21 protein-coding genes are annotated in these 17,389 nt (G+C 69.7%); 9 read left to right on the top strand and 12 right to left on the bottom strand.

Annotated elements, in window-relative coordinates; translation table 11 throughout:
- Positions 1-69: 69 nt before the first annotated feature.
- Both C8E96_RS31415 and C8E96_RS31410 read left to right on the top strand, forming a co-directional pair.
- Positions 70-930, top strand: coding sequence for an esterase/lipase family protein (locus C8E96_RS31415; protein ID WP_091381095.1), 861 nt, complete (start codon positions 70-72; stop codon positions 928-930).
- A 121-nt stretch (positions 931-1,051) separates the two neighbouring features.
- On the top strand, positions 1,052-3,355 hold the full coding sequence (locus C8E96_RS31410) for an ATP-binding protein (protein ID WP_228772124.1): 2,304 nt from the start codon (positions 1,052-1,054) through the stop codon (positions 3,353-3,355).
- 414 nt (positions 3,356-3,769) lie between these two features.
- On the opposite strand, the gene C8E96_RS31405 is transcribed toward C8E96_RS31410, so the two are convergent.
- On the bottom strand, positions 3,770-4,801 hold the full coding sequence (locus C8E96_RS31405; protein ID WP_091381093.1) for a Ppx/GppA phosphatase family protein: 1,032 nt from the start codon (positions 4,799-4,801) through the stop codon (positions 3,770-3,772).
- Between the two features lie 85 nt (positions 4,802-4,886).
- Between C8E96_RS31405 and C8E96_RS31400 the strand changes: the two genes are divergently transcribed.
- The 4 genes from C8E96_RS31400 (at position 4,887) to C8E96_RS31385 (ending at position 7,309) form a co-directional block, all read left to right on the top strand.
- Complete coding sequence (locus tag C8E96_RS31400) at positions 4,887-5,915, top strand: NAD-dependent epimerase/dehydratase family protein (protein WP_228770134.1); 1,029 nt, start codon at positions 4,887-4,889, stop codon at positions 5,913-5,915.
- 115 nt (positions 5,916-6,030) lie between these two features.
- Positions 6,031-6,603, top strand: a complete 573-nt coding sequence (locus C8E96_RS31395; RefSeq protein WP_091381091.1) for a DUF6292 family protein — start codon at positions 6,031-6,033, stop codon at positions 6,601-6,603.
- Between the two features lie 31 nt (positions 6,604-6,634).
- Positions 6,635-6,850 carry a hypothetical protein gene (locus C8E96_RS31390; protein WP_091381088.1) on the top strand — a complete coding sequence of 72 codons (216 nt, stop codon included), beginning with the start codon at positions 6,635-6,637 and terminating at the stop codon, positions 6,848-6,850.
- 48 nt (positions 6,851-6,898) lie between these two features.
- Positions 6,899-7,309: a DUF6098 family protein gene (locus tag C8E96_RS31385; protein ID WP_091381086.1), complete on the top strand. Its 411-nt coding sequence runs from the start codon at positions 6,899-6,901 to the stop codon at positions 7,307-7,309.
- A 3-nt stretch (positions 7,310-7,312) separates the two neighbouring features.
- Here the strand turns inward: C8E96_RS31385 and C8E96_RS31380 are convergent, their stop codons facing one another.
- From C8E96_RS31380 to C8E96_RS31335, 11 genes are all read right to left on the bottom strand, one after another.
- A complete protein-coding gene (locus tag C8E96_RS31380) occupies positions 7,313-7,720 on the bottom strand; it encodes a low affinity iron permease family protein (RefSeq protein ID WP_091381083.1) in 408 nt (135 codons plus the stop codon).
- Positions 7,717-8,100 (bottom strand): low affinity iron permease family protein, encoded by a 384-nt coding sequence (locus C8E96_RS31375; protein ID WP_091381081.1) that lies wholly within the window; start codon positions 8,098-8,100, stop codon positions 7,717-7,719. The genes C8E96_RS31380 and C8E96_RS31375 overlap by 4 nt, the downstream gene beginning before the upstream one ends.
- A 189-nt stretch (positions 8,101-8,289) precedes the next feature.
- Positions 8,290-8,436: a hypothetical protein gene (locus tag C8E96_RS33630; protein WP_166658183.1), complete on the bottom strand. Its 147-nt coding sequence runs from the start codon at positions 8,434-8,436 to the stop codon at positions 8,290-8,292.
- Between the two features lie 79 nt (positions 8,437-8,515).
- Entirely contained in the window at positions 8,516-8,695 is a 180-nt protein-coding gene (locus tag C8E96_RS33800) for an RGCVC family protein (RefSeq protein WP_091381079.1), read from the bottom strand.
- A gap of 101 nt (positions 8,696-8,796) precedes the next feature.
- On the bottom strand, positions 8,797-9,066 hold the full coding sequence (locus tag C8E96_RS31365) for a hypothetical protein (protein WP_091381075.1): 270 nt from the start codon (positions 9,064-9,066) through the stop codon (positions 8,797-8,799).
- Between the two features lie 118 nt (positions 9,067-9,184).
- Complete coding sequence (locus C8E96_RS31360; RefSeq protein WP_091381072.1) at positions 9,185-9,847, bottom strand: potassium channel family protein; 663 nt, start codon at positions 9,845-9,847, stop codon at positions 9,185-9,187.
- Positions 9,837-11,207, bottom strand: a complete 1,371-nt coding sequence (locus tag C8E96_RS31355) for a TrkH family potassium uptake protein (protein WP_228770132.1) — start codon at positions 11,205-11,207, stop codon at positions 9,837-9,839. The genes C8E96_RS31360 and C8E96_RS31355 overlap by 11 nt, the downstream gene beginning before the upstream one ends.
- A 26-nt stretch (positions 11,208-11,233) precedes the next feature.
- Positions 11,234-12,532: an ArsB/NhaD family transporter gene (locus C8E96_RS31350; RefSeq protein WP_091381069.1), complete on the bottom strand. Its 1,299-nt coding sequence runs from the start codon at positions 12,530-12,532 to the stop codon at positions 11,234-11,236.
- Positions 12,529-12,999, bottom strand: a complete 471-nt coding sequence (locus C8E96_RS31345; RefSeq protein WP_091381434.1) for a CBS domain-containing protein — start codon at positions 12,997-12,999, stop codon at positions 12,529-12,531. Before C8E96_RS31345 ends, C8E96_RS31350 begins: the two co-directional genes overlap by 4 nt.
- 341 nt (positions 13,000-13,340) lie before the next feature.
- Complete coding sequence (locus C8E96_RS31340; RefSeq protein WP_166658182.1) at positions 13,341-15,644, bottom strand: ATP-binding protein; 2,304 nt, start codon at positions 15,642-15,644, stop codon at positions 13,341-13,343.
- 97 nt (positions 15,645-15,741) lie between these two features.
- On the bottom strand, positions 15,742-15,954 hold the full coding sequence (locus C8E96_RS31335; protein WP_091381064.1) for a hypothetical protein: 213 nt from the start codon (positions 15,952-15,954) through the stop codon (positions 15,742-15,744).
- An 89-nt stretch (positions 15,955-16,043) separates the two neighbouring features.
- Here C8E96_RS31335 and C8E96_RS31330 point away from each other — a divergent pair, with 89 nt between their 5' ends.
- From C8E96_RS31330 to C8E96_RS31320, 3 genes are read left to right on the top strand one after another with little or no spacing between them, the layout of a single operon-like run.
- Positions 16,044-16,346 (top strand): YbaB/EbfC family nucleoid-associated protein, encoded by a 303-nt coding sequence (locus C8E96_RS31330; protein WP_091381061.1) that lies wholly within the window; start codon positions 16,044-16,046, stop codon positions 16,344-16,346.
- A gap of 12 nt (positions 16,347-16,358) precedes the next feature.
- Positions 16,359-16,682, top strand: coding sequence for a hypothetical protein (locus C8E96_RS31325; RefSeq protein ID WP_133794923.1), 324 nt, complete (start codon positions 16,359-16,361; stop codon positions 16,680-16,682).
- A complete protein-coding gene (locus C8E96_RS31320; protein ID WP_091381056.1) occupies positions 16,679-17,362 on the top strand; it encodes a hypothetical protein in 684 nt (227 codons plus the stop codon). The genes C8E96_RS31325 and C8E96_RS31320 overlap by 4 nt, the downstream gene beginning before the upstream one ends.
- Positions 17,363-17,389 lie beyond the last annotated feature (27 nt).

Genomic DNA, 17,389 nt, shown 5'->3' with positions numbered 1-17,389 from the left:
AGCTCTTGTTCATAACCGGCCATCGTGCTCTACTCGTTGTCTCGTCCCGTCGCGCCACAGGAGCCGCAGATGCGACCGAAGATCCTCCGAATCGCCCTCGCGGCCGCGCTGGCCACCGGTGCCGTGCTTGTCGCGGCACCTGGAGCGACCGCCGCCCCGACCTCCGGCTTCGACGACTGGACGTGCCGTCCCTCGGCCGCGCACCCCAATCCCGTCGTGCTGCTGCACGGTCTCGGCGGCAACGGACCCGGCAACTACTCCTACCTCGGCCCCCAGGTCGCGGCGGCGGGCTACTGCGCCTTCTCGCTCACCTACGGTCAGGCCAGCCCGGCTTTCCCGGTGGGTGGGACGGTGTCCATCACCAAGTCCGCGCCGGAAATCGCCGCGTTCATCGACCGCGTGCTCACCACCACCGGCGCGGCGAAGGTCGACATCGTGGGCCACTCCGAGGGCGGCTTCCAGTCGCTCTACGGCCCCAAGGTCCTCGGCTACAGCGGCAAGGTCGGCCATGTCGTGGCGATGGCCCCGCCCACCCACGGCACCACGTTCGGCGGCCTGGTCAGCGTCGGCGACTTCCTCGGGCTGCGGCCGGTCGTGGACATCGTGCTGGCCACCTTCGGCTGCCAGGCGTGCCCGGAGATCCTCGTCGGCGGCTCCGCCGTCAAGGCGTTGACCAGCGGACCGATCGCCCAGCCTGGCGTCGAGTACACGATCATCGCGACGAAGTACGACGCTCTGGTCACTCCACACGAGACCTCGTTCGTGCGTGAGCCAGGCGTGCGGAACCTGTTCGTCCAGGACGTGTGCCCGTACGACCCGGTCGGCCATGTCGGGCTCGCGTTCGACAGCGGAGTCGCGCAGATGGTGATCAACGGGCTCGACCCGGCGGCCGCCAAGCCGGTCGTCTGCGGGTTCGGTCCGCCGCTGTAGCGGGGCCCCGCCTCGCGCGCCGGGGCGATCCACGCCAAGATCAAGTGCGATGTGGCAGCGGTCAGAAATGTCCGACTTCTGTCAGACTGTTGCGCCGAACACTTGGTGGTGGTGAGTGAGCGTGACGAATGCGGCTGTCCAACGGCTGCCGGGCCCCCGGTTGCCCGCCGAGATCACGACCTACGTCGGGCGCGGAACAGAGATCCGCGAGGTCAAACGGCTGCTGGGAGTCGCCCCGCTGGTGACCCTCACCGGCCCGGGCGGTGTGGGCAAGACGAGGCTGGCGCTGCGGGTGGCCGCCGCGGTCCGGCCGTCGTTCGGCGACGACGTCGTCTTCGTCGGCCTCGCCGAGCTGCACGAGCCGAAACTGCTGGTCAACACGGTCGCCGACCGGCTCGGCCTGGGTGACCGCTCGACCAGGGCACCGATCGACCTGGTCGTCGACCACCTCCGGGCGCGCAGGCTGCTGCTGGTGTTGGACAACTGCGAGCACCTCGTCGAGGCGAGCGCGCGGCTGGTGGAGGCCATCCTCACCTCGTGCCCGGACGTGGTGGTGCTGGCGACCAGCCGCCAGTCGCTCGGGGTGGCGGGCGAGCACGTGCTGCCGGTGCAGCCGCTGGCGGTGCCGGAGCCGGGCGAGTCCGTCGCGGCGATGGAGAACTACGACGCGGTCCGGCTGTTCCTGGACCGCGCGACCGCTGTCGTCCCGTCGTTCACCATCACCGAGGACGACGTCGAGGACGTGATCCGGCTGTGCCGGGCGCTCGACGGGCTGCCGCTGGCCATCGAACTCGCGGCGGTGCGGCTGCGGTCGCTGTCGGCCCGCCAGCTCGCCGACCGGCTCAACAAGCGGTTCACCCTGCTGACCCAGGCCAACCGGTCCGCGCCGAGCAGGCACGAGACCCTGGCGACCCTGATCGACTGGAGCCACCAGCTGTGCACCGAGCAGGAACGCCTGCTGTGGGCGCGGGCGTCGGTGTTCTCCGGCGGCTTCGACCTCGAGGCGGCCGAGGCGGCGTGCTGCGGCGACGGCCTGGACGGCGATGAGCTGCTCGACGTCCTCGACGGCCTGATCGACAAGTCCATCCTGCTGCGCGAGGAGCACCACGGGCAGGTGCGGTTCCGGATGCTGGAGACGGTCCGGCAGTACGGCGAGGAGCGGCTGCGCGCGAACGGCGATCTCGACCGGATGCGCCGCAGGCACCGCGACTGGTGCACCGCGCTGACAAGCCAGTTCGCCGTCGACTGGTTCAGCCCGGCGCAGCTCGACTGGATCGACCGGATCGACTTCGAGCACGCCAACCTGCGGCAGGCACTGGATTACTGCATCGGCTCCGAGGGCGAGGCCCTGGTCGGCCTGCGCATGGTCACCGATGTCAAGGAGTACTGGGTCATGCGCGGCCTGCTGACCGAGGGCCGCATGTGGTGCGCCCGACTGGTCGGCGTCGCCCCCGGCGACACGGAGCTGCGCGCCGCGGCGGGCTGGGTCGACGCGTTCCTGGCTCTCATCCAGGGCGACATCCCCGCCTACGAGACCACGTTGGCCGAGGCGGCCGGGGTCGCCGAGCGGATCGGCGACGACCGCGCCCGCGCCTACGTCGACCACATCCGCGCCTACCACGCCCTGATGGGCAACGACGGTGCGCAGGCGGCGGAACTGTTCCACCGGGCCAGCGAGTCGTTCCAGGACATGGGCGACCTCAGCGGGGAGCTGTGGTCGCGGTTCAACTACGGCCTGGCCGTGAGCCTGACCGGCGACCTGGACACCGGCCGGGTGGTGATGCGCGACTGCGTGGATCGGTACACGGAACTGGGCGAGGTGTCCTGGCGGTGCTGGGCCCTGTGGTCGCTCAGTGCGGCGGAGTACCTGGCGGGTGAGTACGAGTCGGCGCTGGAGGCGGGCCTGGCGGTGCTCCGACTGCAACGACGCTACGGCGACCGCGCGGTGATGGCCTTTGCCCTGACGGTGCTGGCGGGCTGCTCGACCCACCTCGGCGAACTCCGCCGCGCGGCCCGATTGCTGGGCGCGGCAACAACAGTGTGGAACTCGGTCGGCGCGTCACCGACGAACTACACGGCGTTCGTCGAACCCATGCAGCGCGACATCATCCTGGTCACCGAGGGCCTGGGCCCGGAAACCGCCGCCGCGGAATTCACCACCGGCGCCGCCCTGCCCAACGACACCGCGATCTCCTACGCGCTCCGCGAGGACATGTCCCGGGTGGTCCCGGAGGCGGCCGAGGCACCGCTGACCAAGCGCGAGATGGAAGTCGCCGAACTCGTCGCGAAGGGCATGACGAACCGGGAGATCGCCAAGTCCCTGGTCATCTCCCTGCGCACGGCGGAAACCCACATCGACCACATCCGCACGAAACTGGGCTTCAGCAACCGCACCCAGATCGCGGCTTGGGTGGCCGGCCGCTAGGCCACGGCCCGCCGCTTCATCGCAACAGCCCGCTCCGCACGAGTTGGGCTTCAGCAACTGCGCCCAGTTCGTCGCTTGGGTGGCTGGCCGCTAGGCCACGCCCCGCCGCCTCATCACAACAGCCCGCCCCGCACTCCACAATCCCCACGCGACAACTACCCGCCGACAGGAAGCCGCCCCCCGCGCGACAACAAACCCCCACCCACCTCGGGGGGCTGCCCTTGGCCAGTCTATCGGTGGAGGCGGGGTTGGCGATGGGCGTGCGGATTCCTGTGGATGGTTCGGCGAGGCTGTGGATAAGCGAGGGTTCAGGCGGCGGTTCATGCCTCCGTGTCCCCAAACGTAAGGGATCACCCAAACAGGCATCCCGCACCAAGCCGGCAGGCGAAACCAAGCATGCACCCGAGAAACGGCCTAAGGCGCGAGCCGCAGCGGACTCATCGGTGTTCGCGGGGTGACGAGTGATGCCGGGGCCACCTCCCGCAACGTCCGAACAGACTGCAACGGCACCGGCTCAGCCTGGTCAGCGCATTGCAGGTGCCGCAACATGATTCCCTCCCGCAGCGCCCACGGACACAAGTCCACAGTAGACACCCCAAGCGCCACCATGGTGATCTTGGCCGTCAGCGCGCCCGCGAGGATCTGGTGTGCCCGCGACGCCGACACTCCCCGCAACTTCGCCCGCTGGGCGGCGGGAAGTCCGGCGAGGCGGGGGATCCATCGCTCAAGGTCCTCCACAGTCAACAGCCGCCGCGCGAACGGCCCGGCCCGCTGCGGGGGCGCCCCCGCCATCCGCGCCAGCTGTTTGAACGTCTTCGAAGTCGCGATGGCCCGGCGGTAGGCGCCCTCCCAGCGCAGCCGGTCCGCCACCTCGCGCACGGAGTCCTGGACGTAGCGGGTGAGGTCTTTGATCTCGCTCGCGGGCGGTGGGTCGCTGGTGAAGAACCGCCGGGTGAGCCTGCCCGCGCCCAACGGCAGCGACACCGCCAGTTCCGGCTCGGCGTCGCGGCCCAGCACGATCTCCATCGACCCGCCGCCGATGTCGAGCAGCAGCAGGCGGCCCGCGGACCAGCCGTACCACCGGTGCGCCGCGTGGTAGGTCAGCCGCGCTTCGTCCTCGCCGCTGAGGAACTGCACGCGCAGGCCGGTTCGCCGCTCGATCGCGTCGACCACCTGGTCCCGGTTCTCGGCGTCGCGCACGGCCGACGTCGCGAAGACGTACAGTTCCTCGATTTCGAGCTTCTGCGCCTTGGCGAGCGCCGCCGCCGCGGCGCTGACGACGCGACGGACCCCGACGTCGGTGATGGCGCCGTCGGGCCCGAACTCCTCGCCCAGCAGCGTTGGCCGCTTGAACGCGTACGAGGGCAGCGGCGGGGAGCCCGTGAAGGCGTCGACCACTTGCAGCTGCGCTGAGTTCGACCCGATGTCTATCACGCCGATTCTCATGCGACCGGATACCCGCGATCCCCCAGGTCAAACGTTTCGCCCGGCGGACAACGGGTATCGCCTGAGTCTGACGGAAAGGGGGCACATGAAGATCGTCGTCATCGGCGGCTCGGGCAACATCGGCACCGCCGTCATCGAACGCCTCCGCGGCCACGAGTTGGTCGGAGTCTGCCGAAGGCTCCCCGATCGCGAGCCGCCCTACGACGCCGCCGACTGGCACCACATCGACCTGTCCACACCGGCGTCGAGCGACCTGCTGGTCCGCGTCCTCGCCGACGCCGACGCCGTGGTCCACGCGGCCTGGGCGATCCAGCCCAGCCATGATCCGGCGTACCTGCACCGGGTCAACGTGGAAGGCAGCAGGCGGGTGATCGACGCCGTCGTCAACGCGAAGGTGCCGCACCTGGTCTACCTGTCGTCCGTCGGCGCGTACTCACCGGCGACCGACTCCACCCGGATCGACGAGACCTGGCCCACGGACGGCGTTTCGACCTCCGGCTACAGCCGGGACAAGTCCGAAGTGGAGCGAATCCTGGACGGGGTCCAGGCGGCCCGGCCGGAGCTGACGGTGACCCGGCTGCGGCCCGGTCTGGTGCTGCAGCGGCGTTCCGCCAGCGAGGTGGCGCGCTACTTCCTCGGCCCGCTGGCGCCGCGGCTGCTGTTCAAGGCGGCGGACAAGCGCCTGCTTCCCGCGGTGCCGCTGCCCCGGTCGTTGACGTTGCAGTTCGTGCACGCCACCGATGTGGCCGACGCCGTCGCCACCGCTATCGACCGCCGCTACGACGGGCCGGTGAACCTGGCGGCTGAGCCGCCGCTGCCCGCCGATGCCGTCGCCGCGCTCGTCGGGCGGCGTCTGCTGCCGACCTCGGACCGGGTGCTCCGCCCCCTGGCCGCGGCCGCCTGGCGGGCGCACCTGCAGCCGACTCCGCCGGGGTGGCTGGACCTGGCGATGGGGAGCCCGGTGCTGAACACGGACCTGGCCCGCCGGGAGCTGGGCTGGCGGCCGAAGCTGGACGCCGCGGCGACGGTGCGGGACCTGGTCGGCGGCCTGGCGGAGAACGCGGGAGTGCCCGCGAGTCCCGCGCTTCGTCCCGGCACCCACCGGCGGCCCTAGCCCACGGGGAGCGCGGTAAACACCCATCACGGGTTTGCGGGGCCACGACCTGGGAATACGATGCCATGACAGCCGAACAAGCGCGGGCCATGCCGTTCGACACGACGGCACGCCCGTGCGGGACGTGCCGCACGCCGACGACCCCGACCGCGTGGAACTGATGCCGCGGCTGTGCGGGCACGGCCCCCGGACCCCGGACGCGAGTGCCGCGAGCCCCGTGTCCGGCATGGTCCGTGCTGAGCCAGGGAGGGTGACCGTGTCGATGAAGATCAACGAGCGCCCCGACGCCGACGGGGTCGCCCAGGCGTCACTGGAGGGGTACTTCGCCGCTGTCTGCGCCGAGGTCGGCATCTCCCCGAAGTCGGGGTGGTGCGAGGTCGAGCGGCACTCGAACGCCTACCTGGCGGTCGACGATCACGACCCCGCCGACCCGGACCGCGACCTGGCCCTGGTGTGGGACGAGGAGAACGGGTGGGCGGCCGTCGCCGAGACCAACGCCGCCCACGACATCCAGGTGCTGCGCTACCTCGGCGGGCAGGTGGTGCCCGAGCCGCGCGTCGTCGGCGCCTTCCTCGCCGATGTGGCCGCGGGCCGCCAGTGCGGCCGCCCGGACCCGCCCCGGCTGCGCTCCTGCGTCGCGGAGGACGACTTACCCAGCCAGCTGGTGCGTTATCTCGGCCGCGAATGACTCCGCGAATGACTCAGGGAGAGAGGAAGCCATGACCGAACCACGCTCGGAACAGCAGGAAGGGCTCGACCAGGACGGCGTAGCCGAGGGCGTCCGCGATGACGGATTCGTGTCCCTGACCGATCCCGACGGCGAGGACCTGCCCGGCGACCTGATCGACACCGAGGGCACCGAGATCGCCCGCGACACCGGCTCCGCGCGGCCGAGCGGCCCCGAGGACCGCGCGATGCACCTCGAAGAGGGCTAGGCGAGTTTCTCCGCCTGCCGTGCCGGGTAGTCGCCGCGGGTGACCGATATGTTCACTGTGGACGAACTGGCGCAGCTGGCGGAGATCACCCAACTCGGCAGGCCGGTGTATCTGCGCTACTCCCAGGGGCCTGAGGCCGACGCGCTGCATCCCAGCACCGACCACGAGAGCGGCCTGCGCATGCCCGGCCTGTCGGCCAACCCGCTCGCGGTGCCGCGCTGGTGGTCGCTGGACGCGCGGGACTGGCTCGCCCGCCGCGTCTGCCAATACCTGCGCGAACTCGAGGAAGGCGCCCGCCCCTGGATCCTCTACGGCGAGCCGGTGGACTTCGGCCCGGACAACGAGCCGCTGCTGGTCGAGGTCACACCGATCGCGTGGCTCAGCGCGGAACTCGTCGCCGAGGCGCACACTCGCTACCACTCCCGGCTGCGGGCGGGCGCGACCACGCACCGCGACTGACGGTCACCGGCTCTTGCCCGCGTCCTCCGCGGGCACAGCCGTCGGCCGCAGCTCGCCTTGGCGTTGGAGATCGTGCAGCTGTTCCTGTTCGTGCAGCTCGCGATCCTCGATGGCGATGAGCTCGTCGTGCGCGCCCTCGGTGGCCCGGACAAGCTCGTCGAGCTTGAGCAGGATCGCATTCGTCTGCCGGTTGGTGGTGTGCTGGATGCTGAACAACACGAGCAAGCTCACCAGGGACCCGGCCGAGTAGACGACGAGCTGCCAGGTGTCCGCGAACCCGGTGCTGACACCGGCTATCAGCAGGGTGAGCACCGTGAGCACGCCCAAGCCGCTCGTCCACGGCGAACCCGCCACCTTGGCGAGTACCTCGGCGGTCGTGGAGAACGCTTCACGAATGTGCCGCGTGCTCATTTCGCGCTCTCGTGGTCTTCCAATCCGACGGCCGCACGCAGCTCGTCGCGGTCGCGCCGCAGATCGGCGCTCTCCATGCCGATGTGGCCCATCAGGTCGGACAGACCGTCGGCGATGGCGTTGAGCTTGTGCTGCACGGCGTCATCGGCTCGGCGCTGGGTGTTCTGCAGGAGCGCCACCAGCAGGAACGTGACGATCGTGGTGGCGGTGTTGATGATCAGCTGCCAGGTGTCGACATCCGGGAGCAGGAAGTACGACGGCGCCCACAGCAGCACCAGGAGCACGCAGAGCATGAAGAACCAAGCCTTGGAGACGAACCCGGCCGCGGTGGTCGCGAACCGGTCGAACATCGAGATGTCGCCGTCGACATCCGAAGGCATGGTGGGAGCGTTCGGGCCTGGGTGCTGAGACATCGTGACCTCCTCGCGGACATCCGTGTCCCTGGAGGTACCCAAAGTCGATCAGCTCGACACCCGCCGGTGTGACGGACAGCAAGACCCCGGCTTGCGGGGGAACGTCAGCCCCGGCGCGCGCGGGAGCGGCAGCCGGTCAGGAGACCGGGAGGGACCTCAGTTCGACGAGTCGTCGCTGGGGGTCGCCGTGGGGCTGGCGGGCTCGCGGAACAGGTGTTCGTACGCGGCGGGGCGGAGGGCGGCCTTGTCGGCGTTGTCCTCGGTGGGCTCGTTGATGGGGTGGCTGAACAAATCATTTGTCATGGTGACGGTGAAATTCCTTTCGAACGGTTCGTCTTCGGAAGCGGGGGAAAAGTTCCCCCGCCCCGAACAATAATCAGTGCTACTTCGCGGCCGGACAGACACATCCGCGGCTGTAGGAGCCCGCAGTCGTCGCCTTGCAGTACCGAGTGGAGATCTGGTCGTGCGCGCTCCACTCGTGACTGCACGCCGGGCACGCCGCCGAGGCCAGGCTATCGGCCGGTACCTCGGAAATGGTCACGCGGGTGTCGATCGTGGGCATATTTCTCCCGTCAGGTTTTGGATACACACCGGGAGACGTGCGAATAGTTCGCGCCATAAGCACCGTAGCACGTTGTCAAGGCCGACGGCGCGGAATACGACCTACGCGGCGGTGACCTTGGGCTCGGATCCGAGCACGTCGTGGCCCGCGTCGGTGAGTTCGGCGCGCACGTGCTCGGTGATCGAGCCGAGCCGCGCGGGCCGGACCAGGCCCTGGTGGAACAGGGCGTGCGCGGTCGGCTGGTCGCAGCAGTTGAGCCCGTCGACGAACATGTCCGGCTCCGAGCCGCAGGTCATGTCGACCCGGCCCGCGCGCACGGCCCGCAGCAGTGCCGCCGCGCGGTGGCTCAGGGCGATGGTCGGCTCCGACATGGCGGGCTCTCTTCCGGCTCGATCCGCTGTACTGGCTCGCTGACCAGCGTGAACGCGCGACGAAAGATTGGCGTCGGGGGGATTACCTACTCAGGTACGTAGCTTTGGGTGTCCGTACTCAGGTGAGTTCGGCGACGCGCTCCACGTTGGGCGTGCGGCCGGCGACGATGAGCACGTCACCCTCGTGCACGACGGTCTCGGCGGTCGCGTAGGTGAAGTCCTCGCCGGGACGCTTGACGCCGACCACGGTGACGTCGTATTTCGCCCGCAGCCTGCTCTCGCCCAGCGGCAGGCCGACCGCCTCGGCGGGCGCGATGGTCTTGACCATCGCGTAGTCGTCCTCGAACTCGATGTAGTCGAGCATGCGGCCGGTCACCAGGTGGGCCACACGCTCACCCATCTCGTGTTCGGGGAGCACGACGTGGTGCGCGCCGATGCGCCGCAGGATCTGCCCGTGCTGGCGGCTGATGGCCTTGGCCCAGATGTTCGGGATGTCGAAGTCGACCAGCAGTGAGGTGGTCAGGATGCTGGCTTCCAGGTCGGTGCCGATCGCCACCACGGCGCGCTGGAACTCGTCGACGCCGAGCTGGCGCAGGACGTCCTCGTCGGTGGTGTCGGCGACGACGGCGTGCGTCAGCTCGCCGGAGAGCCGCTGAATGGTGTGTGGGTCGGAGTCGATGCCGAGCACCTCGGTGCCCCGGCCGATCAGTTCCATGGCGAGCGACGTGCCGAAGCGGCCCAGGCCGATGACGACGACGCGCTGTGCCTTCTTATCCGACAATCGGACGCTCCTCGGGGAGTTCGTAGCGCCGCGCGCGTTCGCGCAGCGCGAGTGCCGAGGCCAGGGTGATCGGCCCCAGCCTGCCCATGAACATCAGCACCACCAGCACGACCTGTCCCGCGACGGGCAGCTGTGCGGTGATGCCGGTGGACATGCCGACGGTGGCGAACGCCGACGTCGCCTCGAACAGCACGTCGTCGAGCCGGAACGGCGTGATCGACAGCAGCACGATCGTGCCCGCCATGACCGCGCCGACGCCGAGCAGCGCGACGGTCAGCGCCTGCCGCTGGACCTCGCCGGCCAGCTTGCGGCCCATGATGTGCACGGTCGGCTCGCCGCGGATCTCGGCCAGCATGACCCAGCCCAGCAGCGCGAAGGTGGTGACCTTGATGCCGCCCGCGGTGCCCGCGCTGCCGCCGCCGATGAACATCAACACGTCGTTGAGCAGCAGGGTCGAGGGGTGCACCTGGGCCATGTCGATGCTGTTGAAGCCCGCCGTGCGCGGCTGGACCGAGTGGAAAAAGCCGATCAGGATCTTGTCGAGCGTCCCCATCGGGCCCAGTGTGGTGGGGTTGCCCCACTCGAAGGCGAGGAACGCGCCCGCCCCGAAGACCAGCAGTCCGAAGTAGACCGGAATGGTGATCTTGGTGTGCAGCGACCACCGCTTGCCGCGCCGTTTGCGCCTTCGGGCCAGTTCGAGCAGCACCGGGAAGCCCAGGCCGCCGGTGATGGTGGCGATCATGAGCGGCACGCAGATGAACGGGTCGGTCGCGAACCTGACGATGCTGTCGGGGTAGAGCGCGAACCCGGCGTTGTTGAACGCTGACACCGCGTGGAAGACCCCGTGGTAGACGGCCTGGCCGAACGACTTGTCGTACCCGGTGGCGAACCGGGCGATGAGGAACACCGCGATGACGGCCTCGACGAGCAGGCTGGTGATGATGACGCCGAGGAGCACCTTGCGGACCTCGCCCAAGCCCAGTGCCTTGGTCTCGGCCTGCGCGGTCATCTGCATACGCAACCCGATCCGGCGCGAGACCAGCAGGATCAGCAGCGAGGCCAGGGTCATGATCCCGAAGCCGCCGACCTGGATCAGACCGAGGATGACGACCTCGCCGAACGTGGACCAGTGGCCCGCGGTGTCCACCACGACCAGCCCGGTCACGCAGACCGCGGACACCGCCGTGAACAAGGCGGTGAACGGGTCGGTCGCCGCCCCGGACGCCGAGGCGATGGGCATGGTGAGCAGGAAGGTCCCGAGCAGCGTCGCGGCCGCGAAGGCGAGAGCGACCGCCCGCGCGGGATGCCGCAGGAGCGCGATTGCGCGCCGCCGTGTCTCCGCGATCAGTGGAGCACTCACCAAGGCCTCATGTCACCCGATCGGACTCAAGCGAGGACAAAGTAGCGCAGCCAGAGGTACGGCGCGGCCAACACCACGGACAGTGTCGCGATGACGATGCCGTAGCGGGTGAACTGCCAGAAGCTGATCGGCGTGCCGTTGCGGGCGGCGAGGCCGAGCATGACCACGTTCGCGCTGGCGCCCACGGCCGTCGCGTTGCCGCCGAGGTCGGCGCCCAGGGCCAGCGACCACCACAGCGACTCCGCCTGCGGGGTACCGCCCTGGGCGGCGACGAGGTCGCTGACGATCGGCGACATCGTCGCCACATACGGGATGTTGTCGACGATGGCCGACAGCACGGCCGAGAGGCCGAGCAGCGCCATCACCGCGAGCAGCGGCTCGCCGCCGACCCCGTCGGCCAGCGCCTGGGAGACCTTGTCGATCACCCCGGTCTTCACCAGGGCGCCGACCATGATGAACAGGCCCATGAAGAAGACCAGGGTCTCCCACTCGACGTCGGCGATGGCCTGCTCGGTGGTGATCTTCGAGATCAGCACCAGCACGCCCGCGCCCAGCAGCGCCACGACAGACGGGTCGAGGTGCAGGGCGCTGTGCAGCACGAACCCCACCAGCACCAGGGCCAGCACGATCATGCTCTGCCAGAGCAGCGTCTTGTCCCGGATCGCCTCGCGCTCCGAGAGCGCCATGACCTCGGCCACGCGCTTCTCGTCGTACTTGAACGCGCTGCGGAACATCCATCGGCAGACCAGCACGAACACGGCCATCAGCACGACCACGAACGGCGCGAGGTGGATCAGGAAGTCGTTGAACGTGAGCCCGGAGCGGCTGGCGATGATGATGTTGGGCGGGTCGCCGATCAGGGTCGCGGTGCCACCGATGTTGGACGCCAGGACCTCGGCGATCAGGAACGGGATCGGGTTGAGGCCGAGCCGGTCGCACACCAGGAACGTGACCGGCGCGATGAGCAGCACCGTGGTGACGTTGTCCAGGGCCGCGGAGGCGACGGCGGTGATGACCACGAACATCACCAGCACCGCGTACGGCTTGCCCTTGGCCCGCTTGGCCGCCGCGATGGCGAGGTACTCGAACAGGCCGGTCTGCTTGATCACCCCGACGATGACCATCATCCCGAGCAGCAGGAACACCACGTTCCAGTCGACGCCCGCGTCAAGGGAGTGGAACGCCGTCTCGCCGTTGGTCAGCCCGAGCGCGAGCATCAGCGCCGCGCCACCCAGGGCGGCCGCGACACGGTGCACGCGTTCGGTGGCGATCAGGGTGTAGGCGCCGACGAAGACGACGATGGAGAGGATCTGGCTGACGCTCATTCGCCGGGCCCCGGGTTGGTCTTGAGGATGACGTCGAGCAGGTGCGACGCGGTGAGGACGCCGTGGATCGTGTCGCCGTCGGCGACGAGGAGCAGGGGGCTGTGCAGCCGGGCCATCATCGCCGCGCACTCCATGACGGTGGCGTCACCGGAGACCAGGGGCAGTTCGTAGCGCTTCTCCTGCGGCGGAAGCACTTCTTTGACCGTGCGCCCGGAGAGCTTGCCGACGCACGCCTCCGCGCCGCCGCGCTCGTCGTACACCCGGGCCAGCGACGGGTCTTCCTGGACGTAGCCGGGGACGATGAACCGGAGCACCTGCGACCCGGGCAGCACGGTCACCGGGTGGTTGTCCGCGTCGACCACGACGACCCCGGGCCGACGCTGCTGGGCGATCAGCTCCGCGGCGACCAGGGCGCTGTCGGTCACCTGGACCAGGGGGTATTCCTCGGCAAGATCACGTGCGCGCATCTCGGCCACCTTCGACGTCGTCCGGACTGACGGGCACCATCGTCATCATCGCGGTGTTCCTGGTGGGTGTGCTCGCTGTGCGGCTGGTCGGGCGCCACTCCGGACGCCACTGACGCCGGTCACCGGATCGAAGACGTGGTCGTGGGATCGCCGGGACCGTGACGGCCCAGCCGCCCGCGTTCAGGTGCGAGATCCGCTCCGCGGGCAAGACGAGCGCCATGGGAAACCCCCGGTCGACACCAACAGCCCACCTCTCGTGAGGTGGGTGTGCCGACCAGACTTCCCGGCGCTCCGGGCGTCAACCTGCCGTAAACGGACGCCCGGCGCAATGCCGCGACGGTTCAGTGGTCGCGGCGCGCGACCCAGGCGGCGATCTCCGAGCGGGTGTGGAAGCCGAGCCTGGTGCGGATAGAGTCCACATGGGACTCCACGGTGCGCTGCGAGATCACCAGCCGGTGGGCGATCTCCTTGCTGGTCAGGCCTTCGGCGACCAGCTCGGCGATCTGGGTCTGGCGCTTGGTGAGCCCGGAGTCGGGCGCGGGCGCCGCGGCGGGCTCGGTTTCGTTCAGCGTGTAGCGCAGGCCGGCCTCGGGGGGCAGCGCTCGGCCCAGCGCGACCGCCCGCTCGAACGCCGTGTCGCCCAGCGCCTCGCGGGTATGCGCGGCGTACTCCTCGCGGAGTTCGAACAGCGGCACGTAGGCCGCGGGTGTCGTGCCCATCGCCGTCCACCCGGTCTCGGCGATGCCCAGCAGGGTCGCCGCCCGCACGTGCTCACCCTTGTGCGCGGCGACGGCGGCCAAGGTCTCCGTGGTGAACGCCTCGACCTCCACGGTGCCCACCTCGTGCGCCATCCGCAGCGCCTGCCTGCCGATCGTGTCGGCCAGGTCGGCGTCGCGGACGGCTTTCATGTCGAGGAATCCCAGGCAGCACAGCGCCCACGACCGCCAGTGCGTCTCGCCCAGTTCGGCGCATCGGGCGATGATCTCCTGGAGCACGGCGCGGCCCCGCTGGTAGTCCTCGGTGAGGCCGACGGAGAGTCCGTAGGGGGTGGGGACGAACGACTCGCCACGTCGGACCCCGTGCGCGCGGAAGCCGTCCCACGCGGTCTTCGTCAGCGGGACCGCGGCGGCCGGGTCGCCGCTGAACACCGCCGTCACGCCCCAGCCCGCCGCGACGTAGGCGGCTTCGACCTCGTCGGGCCTGCGCGCGAGCAGCTCGCCCGCCGTGCCGAACCGGTCGACGACGGACTTGGCGTCGCCTTGGAACAGCGCCGTCCAGCCGTCGATCCGCAGCGCGGTCACCCGCTCCGGCGCGTCGTCGGGCAGCGTGGCCATGGCCCGGTCCATCCAGACCCGAAGCTCGGTGAACAGGCCGCTGACCGACCAGAAGTCGATGATCTTGGCGATCATCCGCACGCCCGCCGCGGCCTCGCCGGGGGCGGTGAAGCAGAAGTCCAGCGCCACCCGGATGTTCGGGTACTCCCGGCGCAGCGCCGCCATCAGCGGCACCTGGTCCGGGCCGATCCACGCGCGCTCGAACCGGTCGGCCAGACCGGCGTACCAGTCACGGTGCCGCTCACTCACCCGCTGCCGGTCGGCGGCCTCGTCCAAGCGGTCCAGGCCGTACTCGCGCAGGGTCTCCAGCATCCGGTAGCGGACCTCGCCGCCCTGCTCCTCGCGAACCAGGATGGACTTGTCCAGCAACCCGTCCACCAGGTTCAGCACGTCATCGGGGTCGACTCCCGCGCCGCCGCAGACGTGCTCGGCCGCGGCCAGGCCGAACGTGCCGGAGAACACCGCGGCCCGGGACCACATCAGCTGCTCCGGCGCCGAACACAGGCCGTAGCTCCAGTCGATGGTCGCCCGCAGCGTCTGCTGCCTGCGCGGGGCCGTCCGCCTGCCCTTGGTCAACAGCGCGAGCCGGTCGGTGAGGCGCTCGGTCAGCTGTCGCACCGACAGCGACCGCACGCGCACCGCGGCGAGCTCGATGGCCAGTGGCAGCCCTTCGAGGTCCTGGCACAGCCGGGCCACGTCGGCGAAGTTGTCGTCGGTCACCTCGAACGTCGGCACGACCGAGCGCGCCCGGTCGACGAAGAGCCGCACGGAGTCGAACTTCTCCAGGTCGGCCGGTGATCGAACGTCGTCGGCGACCGGGGTCGCCAACGGCGGAACGGGAAGGATCTGCTCGCCGGACACGCCGATGGACTGCCTGCTGGTGACCAGGATCGACACGTGTGGGCATTCCCGCAGCACCGCGGTGACGAACTTCGCGCACGCCTCGACCAGGTGCTCGCAGTTGTCCAGCAGCAACAGCATCCGCCGGTTCCGCAGGTGCTCGATCACCACGGAGGTCGAGGTGCGCCCGGACTGGTCGCGCAGTCCCAGCGCGTCGGCCACCAGGTCCGGCAGCAACTCGGCGTCGCGCAACTCGGCGAGTCGGGCGAACACCACGTCGCCCTGGAAGAGCTGGTCGACATCGGCGGCCACCCGGCCCGCCAGTCGAGTCTTGCCCACGCCACCGGTGCCGCTCAGGGTCAGCAGGTGCCCGGAATCCAGCATCCGCTTGGCCCGTGCCGCCTCTTCGAGCCTGCCCACGTAACTGGTCAGTTCGACCGGCACCCGGCTCGCGCCCGCACCGTCGGCCATCCATGCTCCCCAGATCATCTACCAGCGAGAACGCTGCGATAGGTTCGGTCGAGGGTAACCCTGACCCGGTCTGGTGTGGCGGGTTTCGGCCGGGACCTTACCGGCGCGATGCCGGGAGGTCGAAGGAGTCGACCAGCCAGGTTCGGGGCGACTCGGGTTCGTCCTCACGGATCACGCGTGGACGGGTCACGGCGGGGGCGTTCGTGGTCGCCCGCACCCATTTCGGCTCGACCGGGCTCGGCGACGGCGGGCGGGGCGGCGGATCGCCCGCGCGGGCCCGCACCCAGTAGCCGTTCGCCGAGGTGTGCACAAAACCCAGAATACGTTAGGCAAGATGGAACCCCGTGCGGATGATCTCCGTCGGAAACTGACAGAACCGCGAAACCGATCTGGGGACTGATGAGTGAACTGCCCTCGCTGGAGGAGATGGCCGCGAAGGCCGAACGACTCGACCAGGCCAGGCTGGCGCTCAAACGGGATCTGGCCGAGCGCGTCGTGTACGGCCGGGACGCGGGCGAGCTGGTCGAGGTCGGGGTGGACACCTCGGCGAATGTGATCGAGGTCGCGGTGAACGCCTCGCTGGTGGGCCGGGTCGACCCCGCGGTGCTGGCGAACGCGGTGTTGCAGGCCGCGTCGGCCGCCCAGCGCAACGCCCGTGAGCTGGTGGCCGAGCGGCGTTCGTACTACCTGGGAACGAAGTAGAAGGGGGAAGTGGTGACTGGAACAGGATTCCGGGCCGATACGACCGGAATGCGCGGGTCCGCCAAGGGGTTCCGCAGCGCGGGCGAACAGGTCGGCTCCGCGCGGGGCGAGTTGGACGCGGCCACGGTGCCCGAGGGCACCTTCGGCATCTCGGGGCCGGGACCGATGCTCGCGGCCGACCTGGACAACATCATGGGCCGCCGCCGCGAAAGCGTCAGCAGGCGCCAGACCGGTCTGGTCGAACTCGCAACCGGCATCGAGGCCAACGCCGACGCGTTCGACCGCGCCGAGTCGGACAACACGCAGGGCGTCGAGCGGTCAGGAGAGGGTCTGTGAGCCACCCGGCTATTCAGCAGGCGATGCAAGGCTGCACCCGGCTCGCCGCGGCGGCCGCCAAGATCGGCGCACCGGACCCGGTCGACGCGATCCGCCAGATCGATTACCAGCCCGAGTCGATCTACGCCTATGCCGAGCAGATCGACAAGGCGGTGAAGGCGCTCGACAAGGCGATCGAGGAACACTCGGCGGCCCAGTCGCAGCACGCCGAGAGTTCGTCGGGCGATTCGTCGGACGCGGCGCAGCAGCAGGCGGACAAGGAACTCGCGGAGCTGCAGGCGGAAAAGCAGCGGCTGCTCCTCTTGTCCGACAAGGTGCGGGAAATCGGCGAGTCGATGGACAAGCTGGCCCAGGAGTCGGGCGGGCAGATTCTGGAGATCGCGCAGAGCACCGACCCGGCTGTGTCGGTGGTGCTGGACGGCGGGTTCTGGGATGACGTGACCGGGGAGAGTGCGGCGGCGGAGGAAGCCGTTCATCGGGCAGTGAGTTCGATCATTGCTATCTGCAAGGCGTTTCAGACGTCGGTCGAGGCGATGCGGGCTGATTTGAACGCGTCGATGGATTCTGTGGAGGGGGCTTCTGGAGCTTCCAGTGGGGCGCCTAACGGGCCTGGGAATCGTGGGCCTGATGGTGGTGGTGGCGCGACCGGCGGCGGCGCAGGTGGGACGACCGACGGCTGATTCGCGGGGTGCCTGTTTGGGTGGTTC

Source organism: Actinokineospora alba, assembly GCF_004362515.1.
GTDB lineage: Bacteria > Actinomycetota > Actinomycetes > Mycobacteriales > Pseudonocardiaceae > Actinokineospora > Actinokineospora alba.
The sequence above is the reverse complement of the archived record's forward strand: the minus strand, read 5'-3'. Positions and strand labels throughout refer to the sequence as shown.